General features: G+C 46.6%; 19 protein-coding genes. 9 read left to right on the top strand and 10 right to left on the bottom strand.

From position 1 onward, the window contains the following. Window positions 1-29: 29 nt before the first annotated feature. Entirely contained in the window at window positions 30-1034 is a 1005-nt protein-coding gene (gene nagZ / locus VP504_RS18535) for a beta-N-acetylhexosaminidase (RefSeq protein WP_325894906.1), read from the top strand. Window positions 1035-1066: 32 nt separating this feature from the next. Here the strand turns inward: nagZ and VP504_RS18530 are convergent, their stop codons facing one another. After that, complete coding sequence (locus VP504_RS18530; protein WP_325894905.1) at window positions 1067-1381, bottom strand: ArsR/SmtB family transcription factor; 315 nt, start codon at window positions 1379-1381, stop codon at window positions 1067-1069. A gap of 107 nt (window positions 1382-1488) precedes the next feature. On the opposite strand from VP504_RS18530, the gene VP504_RS18525 reads away from it, so the two are divergent. Beyond that, window positions 1489-2397, top strand: a complete 909-nt coding sequence (locus VP504_RS18525; protein ID WP_325894904.1) for a permease — start codon at window positions 1489-1491, stop codon at window positions 2395-2397. Window positions 2398-2442: 45 nt separating this feature from the next. On the opposite strand, the gene VP504_RS18520 is transcribed toward VP504_RS18525, so the two are convergent. After that, on the bottom strand, window positions 2443-2604 hold the full coding sequence (locus tag VP504_RS18520; RefSeq protein WP_325894903.1) for a hypothetical protein: 162 nt from the start codon (window positions 2602-2604) through the stop codon (window positions 2443-2445). 651 nt (window positions 2605-3255) lie between these two features. Between VP504_RS18520 and maoP the strand changes: the two genes are divergently transcribed. Then, window positions 3256-3585 (top strand): DUF413 domain-containing protein, encoded by a 330-nt coding sequence (gene maoP, locus VP504_RS18515; RefSeq protein WP_325894902.1) that lies wholly within the window; start codon window positions 3256-3258, stop codon window positions 3583-3585. A 192-nt stretch (window positions 3586-3777) separates the two neighbouring features. Here the strand turns inward: maoP and VP504_RS18510 are convergent, their stop codons facing one another. Further along, window positions 3778-5241, bottom strand: a complete 1464-nt coding sequence (locus tag VP504_RS18510; protein WP_325894901.1) for a lactate dehydrogenase — start codon at window positions 5239-5241, stop codon at window positions 3778-3780. A gap of 90 nt (window positions 5242-5331) precedes the next feature. Continuing rightward, window positions 5332-5502: a XapX domain-containing protein gene (locus tag VP504_RS18505; protein WP_325894900.1), complete on the bottom strand. Its 171-nt coding sequence runs from the start codon at window positions 5500-5502 to the stop codon at window positions 5332-5334. Window positions 5503-6083: 581 nt separating this feature from the next. On the opposite strand from VP504_RS18505, the gene VP504_RS18500 reads away from it, so the two are divergent. Continuing rightward, window positions 6084-8261 (top strand): hypothetical protein, encoded by a 2178-nt coding sequence (locus VP504_RS18500; RefSeq protein WP_325894899.1) that lies wholly within the window; start codon window positions 6084-6086, stop codon window positions 8259-8261. A gap of 71 nt (window positions 8262-8332) precedes the next feature. Here VP504_RS18500 and VP504_RS18495 read toward each other — a convergent pair whose 3' ends face one another. Next, window positions 8333-9223, bottom strand: a complete 891-nt coding sequence (locus VP504_RS18495) for an aspartoacylase (protein WP_325894898.1) — start codon at window positions 9221-9223, stop codon at window positions 8333-8335. 144 nt (window positions 9224-9367) lie between these two features. Then, window positions 9368-10024: a pyridoxamine 5'-phosphate oxidase family protein gene (locus VP504_RS18490; protein ID WP_325894897.1), complete on the bottom strand. Its 657-nt coding sequence runs from the start codon at window positions 10022-10024 to the stop codon at window positions 9368-9370. 106 nt (window positions 10025-10130) lie between these two features. Here VP504_RS18490 and pdxR point away from each other — a divergent pair, with 106 nt between their 5' ends. After that, window positions 10131-11600, top strand: coding sequence for a MocR-like pyridoxine biosynthesis transcription factor PdxR (pdxR, locus tag VP504_RS18485; protein WP_325894896.1), 1470 nt, complete (start codon window positions 10131-10133; stop codon window positions 11598-11600). Here the strand turns inward: pdxR and VP504_RS18480 are convergent. Next, entirely contained in the window at window positions 11590-12108 is a 519-nt protein-coding gene (locus VP504_RS18480; protein ID WP_325894895.1) for a M23 family metallopeptidase, read from the bottom strand. The genes pdxR and VP504_RS18480 overlap by 11 nt on opposite strands. Window positions 12109-12313: 205 nt before the next feature. On the opposite strand from VP504_RS18480, the gene VP504_RS18475 reads away from it, so the two are divergent. The 4 genes from VP504_RS18475 (at window position 12314) to VP504_RS18460 (ending at window position 16316) form a co-directional block, all read left to right on the top strand. Next, entirely contained in the window at window positions 12314-12772 is a 459-nt protein-coding gene (locus tag VP504_RS18475) for an NADAR family protein (protein WP_325894894.1), read from the top strand. Between the two features lie 573 nt (window positions 12773-13345). Next, window positions 13346-14698 (top strand): sigma 54-interacting transcriptional regulator, encoded by a 1353-nt coding sequence (locus tag VP504_RS18470; RefSeq protein ID WP_325894893.1) that lies wholly within the window; start codon window positions 13346-13348, stop codon window positions 14696-14698. 239 nt (window positions 14699-14937) lie between these two features. After that, on the top strand, window positions 14938-15252 hold the full coding sequence (locus tag VP504_RS18465; RefSeq protein ID WP_325894892.1) for a hypothetical protein: 315 nt from the start codon (window positions 14938-14940) through the stop codon (window positions 15250-15252). A gap of 356 nt (window positions 15253-15608) precedes the next feature. Beyond that, window positions 15609-16316 (top strand): UTRA domain-containing protein, encoded by a 708-nt coding sequence (locus VP504_RS18460; RefSeq protein ID WP_325894891.1) that lies wholly within the window; start codon window positions 15609-15611, stop codon window positions 16314-16316. Between the two features lie 25 nt (window positions 16317-16341). Here the strand turns inward: VP504_RS18460 and VP504_RS18455 are convergent, their stop codons facing one another. The 3 genes from VP504_RS18455 to VP504_RS18445 form a co-directional block, all read right to left on the bottom strand. After that, a complete protein-coding gene (locus VP504_RS18455) occupies window positions 16342-16719 on the bottom strand; it encodes a response regulator (RefSeq protein WP_325894890.1) in 378 nt (125 codons plus the stop codon). A 104-nt stretch (window positions 16720-16823) separates the two neighbouring features. Further along, window positions 16824-18038 carry a glycosyltransferase gene (locus VP504_RS18450; RefSeq protein ID WP_325894889.1) on the bottom strand — a complete coding sequence of 405 codons (1215 nt, stop codon included), beginning with the start codon at window positions 18036-18038 and terminating at the stop codon, window positions 16824-16826. Between the two features lie 176 nt (window positions 18039-18214). Beyond that, window positions 18215-20062: a diguanylate cyclase domain-containing protein gene (locus VP504_RS18445; RefSeq protein WP_325894888.1), complete on the bottom strand. Its 1848-nt coding sequence runs from the start codon at window positions 20060-20062 to the stop codon at window positions 18215-18217. Window positions 20063-20399: the final 337 nt, after the last annotated feature.

Raw genomic sequence — 20399 nt, 5'->3', positions numbered from 1 at the left:
TTAAAACGAAAATAAAACAGGAGTGACTCATGGGCCCATTGTGGCTTGATCTTGAAGGGTGTGAGCTGGACACGGAAGAGCGAGAGTTATTACAACACCCAAGCGTTGGTGGCTTGATCCTTTTCGCTCGTAATTACCATGACAGCCGCCAGTTGGCAGCGCTTACAGAGTCGGTTCGTAAAGCGGCTAAACGCCCAATTTTGATTGGTGTTGACCAAGAAGGTGGTCGTGTTCAGCGCTTCCGAGAGCAGTTCACTATCATTCCACCCGCGCAATCTTACGCTCAGATGGAAGATGGCCTGACCTTGGCACAGGAAGCAGGCTGGTTAATGGCCGCCGAACTAATGGCCCATGATATTGACCTGAGCTTTGCGCCGGTACTGGACCGTGGTTTTGACAGTAAAGCAATTGGTAGCCGTGCATTCGGTGACGACAATGACACTGTTATCCGCTTCTCAACCGCATTTATGGCTGGTATGAAAGACGCCGGTATGGCGACAACGGGCAAGCACTTCCCGGGTCATGGTGCCGTGATTGCCGATTCGCATTTCGAAAGCCCGAAGGATGAGCGTAACAATCTTTTCGAACAGGATATGGCAATATTTACCGCGCAAATCGAAGCGGGTGTGTTGGACGCCATGATGCCAGCACATGTTATTTATCCACACTATGATGAACTGCCAGCCAGTGGTTCACCGTTCTGGCTCAAAAAAGTCTTGCGAGAGCAGCTTGGTTTCCAAGGCATTGTGTTCTCTGACGACCTGAACATGGAAGGAGCGACAGTGATGGGTGGGCCAGCAGAGCGTTGTCAGCAAGCTCTGGCTGCTGGCTGCGATATGCTGCTGCTATGCAATAACCGCCAGTCTTCAATTGAGGCGTTAGACAACCTGCCAATCATTGATGTACCGCAGGCTGCATCACTGATGAAGAAGCATCGGTTCTCAGTGCGCGACCTACAAAGTGCTGAAAAGTGGCGAGACGTGAAAAAGCTTGTAGAAAAACGATATGCTGAGTGGTTGGAAAAGCAAAGCTAATTCAAATTGAAGCAGGGCACGCCCTGCTTTTTCTATTCCTTGGCACTGGTATCCTCAAGGGATTCGTCAGCACAGCATTCTTCCTGCAAGAATGCCAGTACACCCTCCAATTGCTCGTACTTAGGCACACAATAGAGAGTCCTGCCTTCACGACGCTGTTCAATCAGCTGTGCTGACATCAAGCTCGACAGATGATGAGAAAGGGTTGAACCAGGAATACTCAACTCTTCCTGTACCACACCCACTGCTATCCCAGCGTGTCCGCTCTTCACCAACCTTTTGAATATCGCCAACCGGGTCGGGTGTCCCAGTTCTTTCAATGCCTTAGCAACTGCTTCGAGTTCCATTGCGTTTCCTGAATAAAAATAACATTTCGATATTAACAGAAATATCTTGCAGGGGAGAAATCAAAACTCTATATTTCGAATATTCTAGAAATATAAAGAAATTAGTTATGACAGTGGAGACCCTTCAATCAACGCTGGGCATGTTTGCTTTCCTTGCCGCCGAAATCACAGTGCTGTTCCTGATGATCAGTTATCTGGTTGGCGTATTGCAGCAATACATTCCTCCGGAAAAGATCCGTAGCATCCTGAGTAGCCAAAACGGTAAAGGTTATGTGATGGCTGCGTTTTTAGGGGCAATTACGCCGTTTTGCTCTTGCTCGACGATTCCATTCCTCAAAGGTTTGATTCGTGCTCAGGCGGGTTTTGGCACCATGATGGTGTTTCTGTTTGCGAGCCCACTACTGAATCCAATGATCATTGGTTTGTTCGCGGTGACCTTCGGCCTGGAAGTGACGGTTTACTACTTTGCTTCCGCACTTGTTATTTCGGTGGTGGCGGGTTACCTGCTGGAAAGGTTGGGTTTCGAAAAGTACCTTAAACCATCTATCTATGAAGAACCTGCAAAGAATTGCTGTGGCACAACGTGTGGAACGAAACAAGTAGAAGAGAATAAGTGGTTGAAGATTTGGCGTGGCGTTTGGAAAGACTTTAAAACGGCGATGCCATACATCTTCATCGGTGTCGGTGTCGGCTCATTGATTTATGGTGCAATGCCTGCGGAATGGATTGCTTCCATCGCCGGCGAAGATAACCCGTTTGCAATACCTTTGGCGGCTGTGGTTGGCATTCCGCTTTACATCCGTGCAGAGGCAGTGATTCTGCTGAGTGCGCCCTTAATGGCAAAAGGCATGGGTGTGGGTACGGTAATGGCGCTGGTTATTGGTAGTGCAGGAGCGAGCCTTACAGAAGTTATCTTGCTCAAGTCCATGTTCCGCAACCAGATGATTCTGACCTTTTTGGCGGTGGTATTGGGGATGGCGATACTGACGGGTTACACCTACCAAATGTTTTTCTAAGGTATTGACTAAGAAAGCCAGCGCTGAGACGCTGGCTGTTTTCCATCAATCGAACGGGTAATCCTCTTGAGATGAGCGGCTTGGTTTTGCCTTGCGGCGTACCTTTTTGTCGCGTTGAGGTCGATCATCAAATTCCTCATTGAATTTGGAATTAAACTTCTCTTTACGGTTTGTGTCGTTTTTCAGCCACTGTTCCCACTTGGCCATTATATTTACCCTGTTCGATTAACTATATTTCGGAATAGTTATTTATTGAATGAGAGAGGCTGCATTTATTGCTAACCCTTTATCTCACCAATATAGCCAAAGTTATGTGACCTATTGATGAAAGTTCCTTGGCATAACAATGACACCAATTCCGCCTAAGCATAAATCCGGCGAGTCGATTAAATAAAACGAAAAAAATCACTGTTTTTGATTAATATTTTCGATTGTTACGAAAAGAATCTTATCAGCAAGTAAAGATTGAATAGACAGAGAAGCTTACTTCTCACATTGTGAACGAAAATCGCTATAAGTCAGTAGAGTTGTGAGGTTTAGCTAAACGCTGATGTCATAGAAAGGGGTTGGCTGGATGAACGTTTCTGGGTAGTCTAAGGACGGTCTTTGCCATTTTTTGACGTTTTTCTCATTGTTACAAAGGTTTACTTTCTATGGTTTCGACCTGAGGAAACTTCTCAGATAAGTTTCCTGAAAATTTCATCATGAATTTGTCGTTAATCGCTCGACAGAATTCAAAATCATCGCTATAAACCGGATTAAGAATTAATTTTCTTAATCGTCGGATCAACAATATTTTGCTTTACACCTTATTGGTTTAATGAAGAATATTGCGCAAATTTGTTAAGGAGCTAAATAATGTTTAGTGGTCAAAAGTTTTTTGATGACAGGCATTTTCCAAAAGGTTTTGCTCGATCAGGCTATTTCACCATCAAAGAAGCACAACTTTTGGAAACCAGTGGGCGTACCATGAAAGCACTGTTCGAAGGTGCAATGGTTCCTCAAGACGAAGAGCAGCAAAAATTTGTTGATGAAGTGAATGGTCGTCGTGCAGCTGAATCATCATATGCTCTCTGCTGGTTGAAATACCTGAAAGAAATCAATCACAAGCATGTCGTTTATAACCTGTGCTCTACATCTCGTGGTGGCGCAGTGGAAGACTATTCAGAAGCGGAAGCTGACGAGTAATCTGGTTTTGCATTCAATAGACAAGCGAGCCGCAAGCTCGCTTTTTTATTATCTAAAGTCTGGTATTTAATCATCTCCATCAAAAAGGAACAACAAAGAGCATGGCGTCAGTCAACTCGCCCGAAGGGAGGCCCTCAATGCGCCCACTTTATAGGTGAGAAATGGCCAGAAAAATAGAATGACATCTAATGATTAAGCCAATAGATTCGCCAATGTGTAAGGGTGGCGCGCCAGCCCAAGAGCTTGCGCAGGGGTGACACCTTCACTGTTTTGGTGGCAAAGATTGTTCCATGCACGGAAAATGTCGAGCAATGGCAGCAAGCCACCTGGTCGCAAACGGCGTCTTGGTTCATCGATCAGGGAACGAAAATGCAGATGGAAGCGATTTTGATAATCTTCCAGTGCTGCTGTTGTTGCCTCTTGCAACCACTCCGCTTCGCAGCCGTTTTCTTTCCCTAAGTGACATATCGCTTTGGCTGCTTCACCTTTTTGTGTGAAGGCCCAACGATCACGCCACCAACTCAACAGCATGATATCGATGTTGTTAGCGGTATCGTGCTCCAGCCAATGTGCATTTTGCACTACGTAAATTGGGTGGCATTGTTTGTCCTGCAATCGATCTTTGAACACGCTGACAATGGCAGAGCGTAGTAAAGGCTCTTGCGGCAAATAAACCTTTAGTTCACTCCAGCCTTCAGTCAGTTCTTTCAGTCGTAGATACTGAGCATACGCAGCGTATTGTGGACGGATCAGGCATCCCTTTGACGGGTAATCGACGTGAATTGGGCGCGTATAGAGATCTTCCACATTACTGCGGGACAGAACTTCGTTGTATTTTTCATTGACCTGACTGAGCAAACTGTCTGGATCTGGTTCAAATGAGTCAGTGAAATGAACGAAGACATCCGGCATCAATCTGGCATTCTCTGCATACACATCTTCAATTTGCTCCGGCTTCTCTTCATCGGAGGAATAGTTGATGTTTTGTAGCAAGACATAGCCATACTTTGCATCACCCGTTGTTAACCACATAACGCCATTATCGCTACGTGGTTGCAGAGTAGTTAGCGATGAAGCCAGAGGGTTTTCTTTGGCCAATTGTAAAAATCGTGCATCGACGCTTGCCAGTTTGTTTCGACAGCGCGCAGCAATTTGCTCAAGGTGATCGTAAAAGGTCTTTGGGTTGATATGCAACCTTCTGCAAATCTCACGAACAGGATGGCCAGTAAAGAGCAAACCCAGCAGACGTTGTTGAATATCCAGTTTTGGGTTGGCGTTGGACCACTTATCTACGAATGTCGCCTGGCAATGCTTACAACGGTAGCGCTGGCGCTCTCCACTGTAGCCAAATGCGTGATAGTGTTCACGATGGGTGAGCACAGGCTTACCAAAAGCCTCACAGCCTTTGGTGTTGCATGCGGCGAGATTGCCAGAATCCTGTTGCTTCTGTCGGCTCAGTTCTTCTATAACGCCCCTGTTGTTAAGGAGAGGAGGAAAGGCACCACACTCTCGGCACACTAAGCCGGGACGAGACGGATCCGAATCTTGAAGCAAATAATACTTCTCATCACTCAATCCAAAGTTTCGACACGCCAATGTTTTGCAGAAGTTGAGTTGTAACCCATCTGCCGCCGGCGGTAGCTTACCTGTAGACACCAATCCTCCTCGAATTTTCTACGTCGTGAATAAAATATGAGTTTCCAGCGCTTTAAATATCTGCGCTCGGGGTAAAGAGTGTGGGCGAGGCTATGAAAAGAATCTCGTGACCATCGTCTGATGGGCCATACCGCCAATATAAATTCCAACGATACCCATGATTCCGGAGATCACTGGAGGTGCAGGGAGAGGTAATTTCACGGCACTAAAGAAAAAACCAACAATTGCACCAGCAAAAACTGCTAATAAAACTTCATTCATCAATGTATCCCTCTGTATTTTCAAATAAAAACAGTAATATTTGTTAAATTATGTGTCATTACTGTTAATGTTTGTGGCTCCAGTCTAGGGAACCATCAACTCCCTTCAGCAGATCGAGATCACATTCACCACGTTTCTATTTCAGTTTTTACTCATTGATTACAATATTTGTTGAAATAGTGATTTTAATCACATAGTGGAATTAAGGTCATTTAAGGCGGTATTTGGTCGGACATTATACTAAGTCCCTATTTTCATGAATATTTTTTGTCCTCTTACAGAATGCCATTTAAATATAATTTTAATTATTTCAGTGTGATAGGTTTTCTACTTTTGTATGCCAGAGACTCTGACAATTCTTTTACTCCACACTATTAATAAATCTACCGATGTCTCTTAAATAAGACATTGTCTCTGTGATAACGGATGATTAGGTGAGGATGTGATGAAAGTGTTAACAAAACTAGGGTGTGTCTTTTTTTTCATTTTAGGGCTGTCAGCATGCAGCGACAGTGATGGTGCTGGCTCGGCCACATCGACCAGCAGTCTCCAATTGCCACAACAGCTGGAGGTCGTGACCAATGAAAATGACTAACACTGCTTATCTGGCATCGTCTTTGATTGTGTCAACAGGTATTGCTCACGCTGCTTTCAATGATGCAGGTACGGACTACACTGCAGCCCAAACGAAATCTTACGTTTGGAATGAAGCGCTGGAGCCGATAGAGCTGGTTAACAGTATTCTTTGCTTCACTGCCCAATTCAATGTGACTGAGTTTGCGAATTTAGGACCCTACTTGGTTCTTGCGGACGAGGCTGCATGTTTTGACACTGAGGACGACGGTTCAACAGGACAGTCTTCCGGTGCCGCCAATACGCCTTCTTATTTGAAAGCGGTTGCAAATGTCACCCGCGCGTCAGACTTTGATCCCTTGATTGTTAACGTTTGGATTCCTGAAATGGAAGGTGGAGGTGGTAGTCAGGCGATAAAATTTAAGGCTGTGATTACAGAAGGGGCAAGTGACTCGAACCCATTTGGGCAGTTCACATTTAATTTTGATTTCTATGACAACTTTACCAACCTGAATCAATTGGGGGGTGGAGAAGTCATTACCTTAGACAGTGAGCCGGGTTCAATTGGTTTTACGTTATACGAATCCAGCCAACAAGGGCCGGGCAGTTACACACAAAGTGCCAGTGTCGTAATGAACAGTGACCGTTCGAACGGGGTAGCATTGACATCCTCCGACCAATCCGGGGCCTATGCATTGGCATTTAATAGCAATAATGTCTTGCTACAGAATGCGTCCGACTTTAGTAGTTTGCCATACAAATCTGGAAGTAATGCAGGCACCTGTTTGAGTCGGACAGAATTTGACAGTTTTGTCCATCGTTATGATCTTTATAGCGCTTCGTCTGGTGCTAAAGTCAATGTCAATTCTGGCTTCCCAATTCTTTATTCAAGTGCGAACAATAGCAATTACGATAGCTACGGATATGTGGGTTATTGGGGACTTTGGACGGAAGTTGAGGGCGCTGTTACCAATGGTAAAACCGTTGTTAGGAATGATGGCGGTGCGCAAACCCCTTATACCTATGTGACTGCGCCAGGGCGTTTGATTAAAAATGAAGTGAAAACGCTCAGCCTTTTTCAAGCAAGAGGTATTCAGTTTGGCTATTGGGATAGCACCGTCTTTAGCGATGGTTCTTTCGACCAATGGGTGGTGAATTACCTCACGGCTGCACAGGACAGTGTTGGTTCAGACGGTTTTTATAAAACCGGTAAGTTGAGCTGGGGTGAGAACGGTCCTTCTGTGGCGACGATCAGCCCGGTGCAAATTACCCTGAGTACAAATGGATCACTCTATATGTACTCCGAGCAATTGGGGGGCGAAGTAAAATATCTGGAAGGGAAAACGTCGCTGACCTACTACGAGCAAAGCTTTATTAACGGAAGCGAAACGGGTTCAGGTGAGCTGCTGAATGGTGGTTCGGTGACGCTGTACTGCTATGACAACTGTCCGATTGGTACATTGGCTATCGGAGATTTAGGCACTTGGGATGGGCCATTTGAAACCAATGGCGTTCAGAGACAGTTTACTTTTAGTACTTCCGGAGGTAATGCGTTGACACTGGTGAGTGTGAACAGCTCCGAGCCAGTTCGCTACGATGCTTCACTCACACAGAACGATATAGATGCGACGCCACACAGTTGGGGTGTACGAAGTGGGCCTATGGTGACATCGGTGGTAACCAATCCTTATGACGTTTATGACTCATCCATTGTGACTGAATTTTATGTCTGGGAAACGGGTATCCAGTCATGGAACCAGCTTTCGGCAGTACAAGATGGCAATGGAGATGTGGTGAGTTTCGATCGTCCTTTGCAGTTCACTTACACCCACAGCAATGCCAATGATCGCTCTGGCTCCGCGGGCACATACGCGGGACAAACGTTCCTGTTCAACTATGGCGGAAACGGTGACTTTTGGGGTATTCCTTATGAGCAGGATAGCGGCAAGTACACGCCAGCATTTTCTCTCAACGATGGCGTTGCCATGGGAAGTTCCAACCAGTATGTGATCAAAGCGCGAGAGATTGAACAGACCATGCAATCCGCGACAGGGCAGTGTAGTAGCTTGACCTTGGCAGACCCCAGCGTCCCAGTGCCTACTCAGGTTTCAGGCTCGGCTGATATCGGCGATATGCCGGTGGTCGAAGGTGATCCTTCTGTGATTGCAGGGGAAACACAATCCTGACAAGCAGGGTTGAATTGAGTGTAAAAACGCCCTCAATGTGAGGGCGTTTTTGATCGTATATGTATTGCGAATTATTTAATCACAGGGATATCAACTTTCTCACCCAATGACATGGCAAGATTGTTATCGTAGTAAGCGGCTTCATTGATAAAGTGCGGGTAAGCCTCGTAGTCGCCATCCCAATACACTTCTGTGCCATCGAACTTGGTGAAGATAGGGTCGCCGTTTCGAAGTGGTGTGAAGTCAGCGTCCTGCACATTTTTATGCACCATGCCGATACGTTCACCCTGTTCGTTTTCAGGCAACTTCAAGGTTTCGACATAGCGGTATGCCGAAACAGTGTCTGGTAGCGTCGGGACTTCGCCTCTATTAAATAGCTCTACAAAGTCGAGAATGTGGCGTGTCATATCGTCCATCCATTCCAGCACATCTTGACGAATAACTGATTGTGGCTGAGGGCCAACCTCAACAATGATGCCTTGGTCAGCGATAGAACAAAGGAAGTAATGCTCTTCCATTGAGCAGTGGTCTTCAAAAAGGATCACTGCGTTGTCCATGCGCTCTGCGACATAGGCGGCGAGCTGGGTATTGAAGATATCACTTTTCAGCAGGATCAGGGTTGGTCCCATATTGCTGGTAGTGTTGTGCAGATCGATGATGAGATCGGTGCGTGCGTTGCCTTTTGGCCCTAATTGAAGGTTGATGGCTTTAGCTCGGCTTTGCTCGTAATTACCCAGTTCAGGGTTTGCAAGATCGGCGGGGATGAACTGGCGGTTCAAATCACAATCCAGATAACGTTTGTTATCGCGGAATGCATTTGGGTTGCCGAAAAGGGTTTCTGTTTCAAAGGTGGGGCGGCTGATAAGTGCAGGGCTTTCCTGCCACTTTTTAAGAAGATAAATACCGCTGAATTCGTTCCCGTGGGTACCGCCGACAATGGCTACCCGATTGAATGTGCTCATCCTTGTCCTCTCCTGATAGACGAAAACTCAATATATCAGGGAGCTATATACCCAAACAACCTGAAGATGCCTGATTCGGCGAGCTTCTTCAGATTGTTTGGTCATCCACTCCCCAAAAGGTAAAACCTCTTAGAGAGTGAATTTTTATTCGCACCACCGGCCCGGGTAGGCAGACGAATAGTCCGGTGTTTCATCGACACTATTATCAGTGGTTGGCTCCAAAGGCCCTGCCACTGTGCGGAAAGGAAGTACTCCCGCCCAAACGGGTAAATCCATATCGGCCAAATCATCATTTACACCATGACGGCCAATCTTGACTGAAGCTTCAGCGAGCGTCATTACTAAAAGCTCTGTTGCTGTCAGTTCTTTTTCATTACCGGGGCGAGCCTCTTTGCTTCTTCCCGGTGCGATTTGCTCCAGGAACTCATCAAAAGCAGCGGCTTTTTTTGTGTTGTCTTCAACCACCTCAAAGCGTCCGAATGCCATTGCACAACGGTAATGTGCACTGTGGTGAAAAGCGGAACGCGCCAACACCCAAGCATCCAGAATAGTAAAGGTTACACAGCAATCCGCGCCGTTTTTCAAGTGTTTGAGCATCTTGCTGTTTCTGGCACCGTGAATGTAAATATTGTCACCTTCACGCCATGCCAGCATAGGAATCACCGTTGGGCCGCGCTCATCAGTGAAAGCAACATGCGCAAGTTTGGATTCATCAATAATTCTGTAAAGCGCTTCTTTGTCTTTAACTGCTTTGTGAGCGGCTTTTTTTACTGTTGTCCGTTGGGTGTTGCCTAGCGTCATAAACGTCTTCCTTGTTTGTTCATTGCTTCTTCGTCGTTCATTCCTGTAGTGTAGTGATAAATGGCTCCACAAATAGAGCCAGTTTAAATAAGTGGATGGGTCCAATATGCAGCCGATCGACATTGGTGATTTGCAACTCGCCAGTGAAAAGAGCTCAAAACAAAGCGCACTCTATGCCGCGATTCAGGAGAAGATTCTGAACCAGCGCTGGCCTCATCATGGCAGGCTTCCCGCCACCCGTTTTATGGCGCAGGAATTGGGGTTGAGCCGAAATACAGTGACAGCGGTTTATGAGCAGTTGAAAGCAGAAGGGTACTTGGAAAGCCGACGTGGTGCGGGTTACTTCGTGAATGTGTCGACACCCGAGCAATTCCTTCAGGCAGAAAACGGCCGATCGTCAGTCACGAGATCGCATTCCGATGACACTGCAGCAGCGCCAGAAAATTTCGACACCCAAAAAAGAAATCGCGCCTTCGCGCCCGGTGTGCCTGACCTTGTCCACTTTCCCTACAAGAAATGGGCGAGAGCGATGCAGCTGCAGTTTCAGCGAAGTTTCATTGCAGGTCAAAATGACATTCAGGGCAGTCTGACTTTCAGAAAAGCACTCAGTGAATACCTATCTGTCAGCCGGTCTGTTTCCGCGCCCGCGCATCGGATTATTGTCACCTTTGGTGCGCAGCAAGCGCTTTATATCGCGTCGAATGCCATTTTGAAGGCAGGTGATAGCGTGATGATGGAAAATCCTGGCTATGTGCAAATGCGCAAGGTACTCAAGCGAAGTGACATGAAGATCGAAGAGCTTCCAGTAATGCCGAAAACCGGCGCGGATGTTGACAAGATTGAGCAGTTCGAAGGCCATGCAGTTTATCTGACGCCGAGCAACCAATATCCCATGGGTACCAGTCTGAATACCTCGCAGAGAATGCGCTGTATTGAGTGGGCAAGTCAGCAAGCCCGTTGGATCATCGAAGATGATTACGACAGTGAATTTCAGTTCGCTAACCGCCCTTATCCTTCGCTTCAGGGACTCGCGACGCAATTGCATGGCGAAGATGCGCGGGTCATTTACATTGGCACCTTCAGCAAGGCATTTTTACCCTCTGTGCGAGTTGGTTATCTTGTCGTGCCTGAAGCCTTGGTGGAACCATGCTTACAAATTAAGGATGCTATCGGTGGCGATACCCCAATTCATATAGAAGAAGCGTTGGCGACGTTTATCTCCGAAGGCGATTACCTAAGACATATCCGTAAAATGCGCAGCCTCTATCAGGAAAAACAGCGGCTTTTTGTCGAATTACTAACCAAAGCTTGTGGGGATCAAGTGGAGATACTGAGTCAGGCAGCAGGGCTACATGTCACTTTTCGTTGGAAAGAAGGGCCGACTGCGACAGAGGTGAAGACGCGGTTTGATGCGTTGGGATATACCATAAGAACGCTGGACTACTACTGCGACAGCCATCAAGACAGAGTTTGCCCTGTGGAAACAGAGCGCACTATGGTGGCCGGATTTGGAAACAGTTCTTTAAGTGATATCCAAGAAGGCGTCGCACTGCTTGCCGCGCTGATTAACGGTTAACACATTGGGCGAACTGGGCAGCTGGGTCGAGATAAAACATCTTCTTCCAACCTTGAGTTTCTTTGCTGAACAGCCAAGGATAAGGGATCAGTGACATGACGGAATAGTGTAGGTGGGCAGGTTTGTTAATGGCGTTACCTGTGCTGCCGACCGTGCCAATCGATTCACCTTGTGTAAGCCATCCTGAAGTATCCGGCGAGATTTCATCCAAGTGGGCATAATAGTGTAAACGCCACTTAGGCCCCAAAATGGCAACCACTTTTCCGCCTCTGGCGATTTCGCCGGTGTAAAGCACTAACCCGCCAGTGGCAGACATCACTCGAGTGCCTGATTGGGCGAAAATATCGATGCCCTTATGCACAGCTGAGATTCCCCATGGTTCGAACCAAAAGGTTTTCGCGTTCCAATCATTGCAATCAGCACCTTTGACGGGAATAATCGCTTGAACAGGAAAAAGCAACACTGCAAACATCACGGTGGTAGCAACTATCACAGCCAGTTTCATCATTTCGCTCCTTTGAAGGCCAAAAACCGTCAAACCACTGAAACAAAACTATGATGTTGTAGCGTCAGCTCTTTGAAAGGATTTGTACTTAGGCGAAACTAAGTGCTTATCCATACCTTTAATTGGGCTCACATTTCTTAGACATTTTAGACGTAAAATCAGACTGCTGACTACGATAACAATTATATGCCATCATCGGATAAACACCATGTCAGTTAAGGAAATCCGCTTTTATGAACCTGACGAGCCTTATGGTTTTCTGTCTAACTTTTATCTTGCCCCTATAGAAGTCGATGGCGAGCGATGGCTGACCACTGAGCACTTCTATCATGCTCAAAAGTTCACTGATCGCCAATTACAACGTCAAATGCAGGCTGTGAAAACGCCATGCGAAGCCTTTAAACTCAGTCGTGAACTCGAGCAGTTTGTGCGCGATGACTGGATGGAGGTTCGATACGACATCATGCATTTTGCGGTGATGGAAAAATTTCTCCAAAACCAAAATTTATGCCAGTTGTTGGTTGAGACAGCGCCTGCCACTCTGATTGAAAACTCTCCCTGTGACAGTTATTGGGGTATTGGAGAAAGGAAAGATGGAGCTAACAAGCTTGGAATCATACTTATGTCAGTAAGAGCGCAATTTTCGGTGATTTATCGACACGACTAGACATCATTCGACCTGTTAAATTCAGAGAATGTGACTACAAAATAAGAATTGAGCTTAATTCCTACGTTTATCGGAAACGTTTTCAAATCATGCTGCTAGAGTATCCCACTAGCGAAAAGAAACAGCTCGGAGAAGCTTTGCGGCAATCAGTGTGTAGTTCAACCAGCGCTGCCAGACCGACAAGTCAACAACAATAAAGAAAAGCTTTACCATACCGGCCTGCCTCTTTTCTCAAAACGTGTCGTCACCGTGTGCTTTCCAGAATTCCCGTGTTTTTAAGACGCGCAGCAGATTGATAGCGAGTTAGGGCCTCGCGCCTTTGGGTTAGTGAATGTTGCGTAAGAACGTTAGAAAGCACCGTGACTTTTAAAGATTCCGGTTGGTAAAGGACTGTTGTCAGCGAAGTAACTTTATGCCCAAGTTGATAGCATTCTTACTGGTGTCCGTTGGATCTGTAACGCCAAAAAGGCAAAAACACGGATTTCCGTGTTGTTTCCGAGACGTCCGGGTAACCGTTCGTTAGTGGCCTGAGGCATATTCAAAACACGGTGTTAATACCCAAAGGGGAGATTCATGGTTGATACCGAGCCGAGCCTGACTAAACGTCAGGACGCACTGCTAATTGTTGATGACGATCCTGCGTCACAACGGCAACTTAGCCAAATTCTGGAGGGTATTACCTCCGTCGTTTCCGCTACCACGCAAAGCGTGGCAGTAGCTCTGAACCAAATGCTGACATCCGTGGTTGTGATGGGCAGCAGCAATGCTATTTCGCTTAATCTTGTTAGAGACATTCATTCGTTTGCGCCCCGGACAAAGATTCTTGTGGTCGTAGACAGCGAAAAAGATGGCGATGCGGTGCTGGCGCTACAAGCGGGTGCAACCGATGTGATAAAACGTCCTTTTAGTGATGAGTTGCTCTGCATGATGGTTAAGCGAGCGAGGCACACTGCTAAGCTTGAGCATGAAGTAGAACGGTTGCGCGCTTACGAGCGCCAGCAACAGTCTATTCTCGGCGGCAGTGCACCGATGGTGAAAACCTTGCGGATGGTAGATCGCGTAGCCAATACAGAAGTAAATACCCTTATTCATGGTGAAAGCGGGACAGGTAAAGCGTTACTGGCGAGAGCCATTCATGATCGCAGCCCTCGTAACGATGGCCCTTTTATCACGGTTAACTGTGCATCGATACCTGAAGACTTACTTGACAGTGAGCTCTTTGGTGTTGAAAAGGGGAATTTTGATTCCCGTCAGGTAAAGATTGGTAAGATTGAAGCAGCACATGGTGGGACCTTGTTCCTTGATGAGATTGGAGACATGCCTCCTTCGATTCAAGCCAAAGTGCTACGATTCTTACAGGAAAGAATGGTCGATCGTATCGCTGGCCAGCGTGCTATCGCGGTTGATGTAAAAGTGGTTGCAGCAACGCATCAAGATCTGAATCACCGCTCCGGTGACCGTAAATTCCGCGAAGACCTCATTCATCAGTTGGGGGAAGTCACCATTACTGTCCCGCCCCTTCGCGAGCGTGAGGATGACACGCTTTTGTTGGCGAAGACTTTCCTTTTGCAGTTCAACCAAAGCATGAACCGCAAGCTAGTGGGTTATAACGAAGACGCTGTTGAAGCGTTAATGTCTTACTCTTGGCCCGGTAATGTCCGTGAGCTCCAAAACAAGGTTCAATCGGCTGTTATCATGGCAGATGGAACCCAAATTACAGCGGTGGACTTGGCATTGACTAAAGAGCACCGTAAAGACAGCGGGCTGCCATTGAATCTGCGTCAGGTTCGTGAGGAAGCTGAACGTCATGCCGTTACTCGTGCACTTGCCCGTGCAGAGGGTAACATGTCTCAAACTGCTAATCTTCTTGGCGTGTCACGCCCCACACTCTACACACTCATCGATAAGTACTCACTTCAGCGTTAATGCGGTGTTGAGGCGATTTATTGTCCCTTGTGCAGTCTGGTACAGGGGACATGCTTCGTCTCAATGTTGCGACCTTTTGATAATTACCCATTATTAGGATGTGGGGAAACAAGCATCAGCATATACAGTTAAATTGTCACTGATGTGTTCTGTTGAATTCGATGTCACCAAGTGAATATACCCAAGTCATTTTAACTGCGGCTATAGATGACTTGGGTATACGTAGTGGAGTAGTAACGATGAGAATGACCGAACTAATAGATAATAATCTTGTTCTGAAAGCAGATGTCGAAGTCTGCCTTGCAGACGGGTTCTCGTTGGATATCTGCAGCTACGAGTCTGGCGATCAAATGGTGCTTTTCAGCCCAACCAATGGTGACGTGATGGTGTGTGATAGTGCAACCAGTGTGTTCCTCTCTTTGCTAGAGAAAAACCTACCATTGGGAGCGGCGCTGTCAGCACTTTCTGTCTGTGAACCCGAGTATGCCCGGAATCTGCTGCGCGAGCTTGAGCGTATGGAAATCATTTCTCTGGCAGGCGTTAGCTGGAGTTAGTCTAGGTCTGTTGACCTTTGGTGATGATTTTTGCAGCAGTTTGTGGGGATTTTATGCAAGGCAGAGGCTTCGATGTGTAGCTAGCCTACATGAAAAGCTGATAACGCAGCAGAAATTCCCCACAAACGCTGCCCGAAGGGTTCGACTGCGCGTCCCGTACTCTAAGCGTTTTATGCTTTGTTGAGGTGTATTTGCTTAGAATGACTAGGCGGCACACACCTCGCCGCGCCTAAAACGCTTATAGCGAGAACAAAATTTAACCACCAAAGGTCAACAGACCCTAGATAACTGGCTGTATTCCCACAAAGAGTAAGGTATGCTGAGCATATAGATTAACTGCATTTGAACGGCTGCGCTTGCAATACATTAAAATTACCGACGCCATCCGCGAACAAATCCAAAGTGGCCAGCTTGCTGCTGGTGTTAAGCTCCCGTCCGAAAGAAAACTGGCAGAAACATTCAAAACAACCCGAGTGACATTGCGGGAAGCTTTGTCTTTACTGGAAGCCGATGGCTTGATTTTCAGAGAAGATCGCCGCGGCTGGTTCATCTCTCAGCGCCCGTTGATTGTGAATTTATCAAAGCCCTATGACTTCACTGATATTGCCCTTTCCCAAGGCAGAAAACCTACGACGGAAGTGCTTTCCGGTGACAGCATGATGGCGAACAAAGAGAGCAGTGTCGCTCTGTCACTCCCGCCTTTCTCAGATGTTTACCGTTTCGAACGGGTTCACAGTGTTGATGGAAAGCCAGTCATGTATGCAGAGCATTACGTCCGTGCGGAGCGAGTACCAAACCTACTACAACACACGCTCGAGGGAGACCTTGCCGAGCTTTATCAAGCGCAGTGGCAACTCCATTTTACTAAGTCGCTGTATCGATTGGTGTCGACCACATTTGACAAAGACGTGGCGCTGGTGACTCGTTCGACCCTAGGATCCCCAGCAATGAAGATTACCAAGATAAACGTTGATGAATCGGGCGTTGCTCAGGAAGTGGTGTTTGAATACTGGCGTTGCAGTGCGATAGAGTTTGAAATGGAAGCGGCATTCACCTCCCGTTGATCCTGCCCTCTTTGTCGGCTTTCTTTTATTCCATGGCTTGTTGGCGCTCGATACGTTTAAGCTGTTTCTGAAGAGTAATGCCATTAAAAGGCTTGACTACAAAACCGTTAACGCCATTCTGGATCAACTCCTTCACTTTATCTTTGTCCTGCTCGCAGGAAACAATGAGCACTGGCGTATGGGATAAAGTCTCGTTGCCGCGCACTTCTTGTAGAAGTTCACGACCATCCATTTTTGGCATATTTAGATCGGTGATCAACAAATCATAAGCTGTTTTCTGCATCATCTGAAATGCCTGCCAGCCATTGGTTGCTTCTTCCAAATCCAGATAACCGATGCTTCGGAGCAGGTTCAGCATTACATGCCGCATGGAAGTCATGTCATCGACAACCAGAATTTTCATTGTCAGTCGCTGCCTTATTCACGGTGCCTGACTAAATGATAGCTCATGATGTCTCCATTTTGAGACAATTTTATATCGCTATATTTTACACGCCACAAAATGGTTCAGCGATTTAGTTGGGATGGAGAAATCCGTGTGGCTAGTGCTTCCTCTTCATGTAAGGCTGGCTCATGCTGCGCGAGTTCATAGAGCGCACGATAACGAATACGGTGCTCGTGAAGGTTATGCCTTTTCATCACATAAGCGCGTGAAGCCTGACCGAGTCTTAGGCGAAGGTGGTCGTCTAAGAACAGTGTCAAAAGTTGGTGCTGCATCAGAGGATCGGTGTTAGGAACTTGCCAGCGTAACGGATGAACGCCATTACTTTCGTTGGACTCAGAACGGTTAGTGATAACGGGTAAACCCATAGACATAGCTTGTAAAAGAGCGACCGGGGTTTGGTTATCATCACTAAAGCTGACTATAGCATCTATATGACTGAAAAATCGGTGGTTATCTGTAAGGTGGCTATAAAAACGCACGCACTCTTCCGTGACGTTTAAGCTGTCTAGCATAACTCTATATGTACGTAGGTGAGGGCTGTTACCCAGAATTAGGAGTAAGCAATCGCATGCGAAGGAGGGGGACAGCTTCCTGGCTGCCATATACTCATCAAAGAACGCCAGTACTGTTGACTTACTGACGCCGGAAACAGGGACGCCTACCACAAACCGCTGTGTTGGGATGGGCACTGTGCCTACAAAATGGTTGGTGATATTAGGATCCACTTCGCGAAGTGGAGGGCAGTGCTGGCGGTTATCAATGCCTGTGCGGATAAGGTGGGCTTTGCCCGATTCAAGACCGACTTTTTCTTTAAGCCAAACAAGCCCTTCGTCCTCAGGAGTGATGACGAAGTCTGCGGAATGGGATAGCAAACGATATTTCCATCGGCGAATGGTGCGACCAATAGCCCCGTCACAATGCGCGCTCTTAGTATCGATATGAAGCTTGACTGGTATACCTAAACGATGTGCCAGCCACTGAACGGGAAAGGTGTTATCGCCATAGGTTTGACAGACATGTGGCTTGAGTGCAGAAAGTGCTGTGTTGCACTCGCGCAGGCGGCGATAGAAAGAACCTTTCAGTGTAAGCTCAAGGCAACTCACTTGTCGGGGCAGTTTCATTGGCTGTACTTTGGATTTATTTAGTACAACCAGAGTGTGCTCATAATGTGGTTGGGGAAACTGGCGAATGTTGGCAAAAACCAGATCATTCTGCGCGGTATCGTTCAGTGAATTAACGATATGGCAGATTTGTCTCGGCGATTTGGCATACACCATAAGGAACCCCATGCACATGCATTTTATCGAGCACTCATGTTTGCATAGTTGGGAAATCCAAAGTTTCTGATTTAAGAGACAATCGATGAAAATGCGTGGATATCAAGAGAGTGAATTAATTAAGTTATTGATATAAATGATTAACATGGGGATTTTAGTTTAATTGGTGTGCTTCGTTACACCACTTCTTCCGTCGAGGTGCTATAGCGTTTAAGTTCTGCGCGGTTTCGGCCAGCCCGTTTGGCCTTGTAAAGGCACTGATCGGCAGCCTCAAGTAGCTGATTTGGCTTGGTGTCAGGCGTCGGTTTACTGATGATGCCACCAATACTGATGGTAATAATGCCACTGTTTGCGCTGCCCTGATGGGGAATACACAAATCGCGGATGGTCTGGCAAAGCTCCCATGCCACCTGCTGGGCAGATCTCTCATCGCTCTTTGGCAGCAATAAAGCAAACTCTTCTCCACCAAATCGTGCTAAAGGCGCATGATATTTTTCCGCCACCTTATTCATGCCAAGTGCGACATAACTCAACACTTTATCACCCTGCAGATGGCCGTAAATATCGTTGTAGGCTTTGAAATGGTCAATATCGATCATCATGATGGTGACAGCGGTATTATCATCGACAGCATCATAAAGCGCGGTACTGAACAGGCGACTGAACGGGCGACGGTTTAACAGTCTGGTCAACTCATCGGTTTCTGCTTCAAGCCGCAACCTTTCGTTTGCCATGATGAGCTCTTCTTGAAGTTCTGTCATCGCCAAATGGTCGCGCTCTCGAATTGTCAGTTCACTTAACATGGTAGCGAACCGTTTTAGCAGTAGGCTCTTGTTTTCGTTCCAATGCATTGGACGACGATTGGTGGTAGCTGCGACAAGACCAAAACTTTTACGACTATCCGTCAACGGAAACATTGACAGGCATCGGATACCCAAATGTTCGAGGAATTCACGGCCCATGATGGCATTTTCGTCGAGATTGTTAATATCTACTACCGCAACTTCATGGGCTTCCATGAGCCAGCGTTTCACTTTGTAGTTGTCGCTGAAGTCGATCGGCGGTTCGTCACTGTCGATAGGATAGGAGGCGCGATAGGAGACTTTCTCTTGTTCGATAGAAAGCCAGAACACATGATCAGATTCAAACAGCTTAGCAAGCGTTGGCATACAAATACGGACGTCACGTTCGACATTGGTTTTGTGACCTTTGAGCAAGCGAAGAGAAAGGTCTGCGAGCAGTTTGTTCGCCAAGCTTTGCCATTCCAGTTCCTGAGCACGTACCGTAACCTCTTCGACCAAAAGGGTTTTGTGCTGCTTGAGAGTACGCTCTTTAAGCTTGTTCTGGACGAAGTCGCCACGGATACGCATATATAGCTCTTGGATAGATCGCGCTAACTGACCAATTTCATCCTCACTTTTGGCCAGTTTTTCAGGAACAGCGAATTTGTTTACCTTGTTTAGATCGATACGGTCAACGCTGTCAACTAACTCGCGGATACGGCGGATAAAAGTTCTGCGAACCATCATAATCAACAGGAATGCGACCAACATAGCTTCAAAAATATAGATAACGGCGGAAGGAGTAGCATTCTCCAAAGCATCTTGTTTGATGGCGTTATAATCCAGGTAGATTTCCATATAGCCAATGCCTTTACCCTGATAGAGCAAATCGTGCCGTATGAAGTGTTCATCAGAGTTGCTGCGGGATGTGTTGTCGGCCCAATATTGTTGCCCGTCGTCTCCGAGCAAATACACATTACTGACATAAGGCATGTCTGCTAATTGCTGTAACTGGCGCACAAGCAGAGTTAGGTCGTCTTGCTTAAGAGAGTAACCAATAGTGCTGATTGTATTCCTGATACGCTTTTCAATAGAGTTATTGGTCCGCTCAACCGTCTGGCTGTAGTTAATACCGAGCTGAACAGTCACTGAGACTAATACAAACACAAGGCTGACGCCTAGGACGATGGCGGAAAGCTTGGTTTGGATGCTCTGACGTGATTTGTAAAGACTCTTTAGCATTCAACACTCTTATCGGTTTCAACGGCTCTTAACATATAAGACGATATTCTCTATTTGGAAGCGCCCTAGCATTTATGACACAAAATATGACGGTATGTTCAAGAATAGTGGTTGGACATGTCATGATTTTGTTAAATAAAAGTAAACCGCGATAGTGGTCTCGTGACTGAGGCCGAAACAGTGCGGGTAGAGAGAGAATATCAATATGAAACTAAGTTAATATTATTGATTGAGAAGAGATCTACCAGTGACGTTATTTTAGTCTGTTCGTAAAGGTGTATTATTGAAAATTTGATTCAGATAACGCCTTAAGCTCAATCACCTTCGGGTATATGTT

Origin of the sequence: Grimontia sp. NTOU-MAR1 (assembly GCF_035758505.1) — a bacterium.
Classification (GTDB): domain Bacteria; phylum Pseudomonadota; class Gammaproteobacteria; order Enterobacterales; family Vibrionaceae; genus Enterovibrio; species Enterovibrio marinus.
Note: the sequence above shows the minus strand (reverse complement) of the source record. Positions and strands in the feature narration are given on the sequence as shown.

Coding starts and splice junctions, on each gene's coding strand:
- VP504_RS18480 (WP_325894895.1), bottom strand. CDS start 12,108: ATGATGAAACTGGCTGTGATAGTTGCTACCACCGTGATGTTTGCAGTG.
- maoP (WP_325894902.1), top strand. CDS start 3,256: ATGTTTAGTGGTCAAAAGTTTTTTGATGACAGGCATTTTCCAAAAGGT.
- VP504_RS18505 (WP_325894900.1), bottom strand. CDS start 5,502: ATGAATGAAGTTTTATTAGCAGTTTTTGCTGGTGCAATTGTTGGTTTT.
- VP504_RS18475 (WP_325894894.1), top strand. CDS start 12,314: ATGTCAGTTAAGGAAATCCGCTTTTATGAACCTGACGAGCCTTATGGT.
- nagZ (WP_325894906.1), top strand. CDS start 30: ATGGGCCCATTGTGGCTTGATCTTGAAGGGTGTGAGCTGGACACGGAA.
- VP504_RS18530 (WP_325894905.1), bottom strand. CDS start 1,381: ATGGAACTCGAAGCAGTTGCTAAGGCATTGAAAGAACTGGGACACCCG.
- VP504_RS18520 (WP_325894903.1), bottom strand. CDS start 2,604: ATGGCCAAGTGGGAACAGTGGCTGAAAAACGACACAAACCGTAAAGAG.
- VP504_RS18470 (WP_325894893.1), top strand. CDS start 13,346: ATGGTTGATACCGAGCCGAGCCTGACTAAACGTCAGGACGCACTGCTA.
- VP504_RS18525 (WP_325894904.1), top strand. CDS start 1,489: ATGACAGTGGAGACCCTTCAATCAACGCTGGGCATGTTTGCTTTCCTT.
- VP504_RS18445 (WP_325894888.1), bottom strand. CDS start 20,062: ATGCTAAAGAGTCTTTACAAATCACGTCAGAGCATCCAAACCAAGCTT.
- VP504_RS18490 (WP_325894897.1), bottom strand. CDS start 10,024: ATGACGCTAGGCAACACCCAACGGACAACAGTAAAAAAAGCCGCTCAC.
- VP504_RS18495 (WP_325894898.1), bottom strand. CDS start 9,223: ATGAGCACATTCAATCGGGTAGCCATTGTCGGCGGTACCCACGGGAAC.
- VP504_RS18500 (WP_325894899.1), top strand. CDS start 6,084: ATGAAAATGACTAACACTGCTTATCTGGCATCGTCTTTGATTGTGTCA.
- pdxR (WP_325894896.1), top strand. CDS start 10,131: ATGCAGCCGATCGACATTGGTGATTTGCAACTCGCCAGTGAAAAGAGC.
- VP504_RS18450 (WP_325894889.1), bottom strand. CDS start 18,038: ATGGTGTATGCCAAATCGCCGAGACAAATCTGCCATATCGTTAATTCA.
- VP504_RS18455 (WP_325894890.1), bottom strand. CDS start 16,719: ATGAAAATTCTGGTTGTCGATGACATGACTTCCATGCGGCATGTAATG.
- VP504_RS18465 (WP_325894892.1), top strand. CDS start 14,938: ATGAGAATGACCGAACTAATAGATAATAATCTTGTTCTGAAAGCAGAT.